Genomic DNA, 1,475 nt, shown 5'->3' on the forward strand with positions numbered 1-1,475 from the left:
GCTCCATTCTCGTGGTGGTGCTGTTCTTTCTCGCGATCAATCTGCTGATCGACGTGCTCTACGGCGTGATCGATCCCAGGATCAGATACGCATGAAGCTCCGCGCCAATCTCGTCATCGGCGGATCGTTGTTCGCGCTTGCGATCGTCGTCGGCCTGCTCGCGCCCTGGCTGGCGCACACCGACCCCGTCATGGACGCCAACCTGATGAATGCGGAGGAGCCCCCGAGCTGGACGTGGTGGTTCGGCACCGACGGGCAGGGCCGCGACATCTATTCCCGCGTCCTGTACGGCGCACGCGTCTCGCTGACCGTCGGCATCGTCTCCCAGCTCATCAACAGCGTCATCGGCGTCGCGCTGGGCCTGAGCGCCGGCTATTTTGGCGGCTGGTGGGACGATGTCGTCAATGGCCTGACCAATCTGATGCTCGCGATCCCCTCGCTGATCTTCGCGCTCGCCATCATGGCGGTGCTCGGCCCCGGCCTGACCAGCCTGCTCATCGCACTCGGGCTGACCAACTGGTCCTTCACCTGCCGCCTCGCACGGGCCTCGGCGCTGTCGCTGAGGAGCCAGGGCTACGTGCAGGCCGCAACCGTGCTCGGCTACGGCGATGTGCGCATCATGATCACGCAGCTCTTGCCGAACATGCTCGGACCCATCGTCGTCATCGGCACGCTTGGCATGGGCAGCGCGGTCTTGTCCGAAGCCGCGTTGTCGTTCCTCGGCCTCGGCGTCCGCCCGCCTTTTCCAAGCTGGGGCAGCATGCTGTCGGAAGCCCGCGACCAGATCACCACGGCGCCGTGGCTCTCGGTGTTTCCCGGCCTTGCCATCTTCCTGACGGTGCTCGGCCTCAACCTGCTCGGCGATGGCCTGCGCGACATTCTCGATCCGCAATCGCGGAGCCGGCGCACATGACGGGCTCGCCGCTGATCGAAGTCGAGGATTTGCGCATCGACCTCAACCACGGTTCCGGCCAGGTTCCCGCCGTGGAGGGCGTTTCGTTCCGCATCGATCGGGGCGAGACGTTCGGCCTGGTCGGCGAATCYGGCTGCGGCAAGAGCATCACGGCGCTGGCCTTGATCGGCCTGTTGCGGCCGCCCTTGTCGATCGGCGGCGGCGTCATCCGGTTTGAGGGGCGGGAGATCCAGCGGCTCCCAGCTGCCGGGCAGCGGGCGCTGCGCGGCAATCGCATCGCCATGATTTTCCAGGAGCCGATGACGGCGCTGAATCCGGTCTCGCCGGTGGGACGGCAGATCGCCGAGATGTTCGTGCTGCATCAGGGCAAGAGCTGGCGCGAGGCCGACCAGCTGGCGGTCGAGGCGCTGGCGAGCGTCCGCGTCCCTGCGCCCCAGCGACGCGTGAAGGATTACCCGCATCAGCTGTCGGGCGGCATGCGTCAGCGCGTGATGATCGCCATCGCGCTCGCCTGCGGCCCGGATCTTCTGATCGCCGACGAGCCGACCACCGCGCTCGACGT

Annotated in this window: 2 protein-coding genes; both read left to right on the plus strand. The window is 66.8% G+C overall.

Annotated features, from left to right (window positions below):
- Positions 1-91: 91 nt before the first annotated feature.
- The gene (locus AC1D00_RS40785) at positions 92-913 is read left to right on the plus strand and encodes an ABC transporter permease (RefSeq protein WP_092180959.1); all 822 of its coding nucleotides are present in this window, start codon (positions 92-94) and stop codon (positions 911-913) included.
- Positions 910-1,475, plus strand: a 566-nt coding sequence (locus AC1D00_RS40790) for an ATP-binding cassette domain-containing protein (protein ID WP_477014602.1), incomplete at its 3' end; no start/stop codon positions are given. The genes AC1D00_RS40785 and AC1D00_RS40790, both read left to right, overlap by 4 nt.

This window comes from Bradyrhizobium sp. P2_E8 (genome assembly GCF_056403875.1).

What these genes read in the sequence shown, in the direction of transcription:
- AC1D00_RS40785 (WP_092180959.1), top strand. Translation starts at nt 92, where the DNA reads ATGAAGCTCCGCGCCAATCTCGTCATCGGCGGATCGTTGTTCGCGCTT.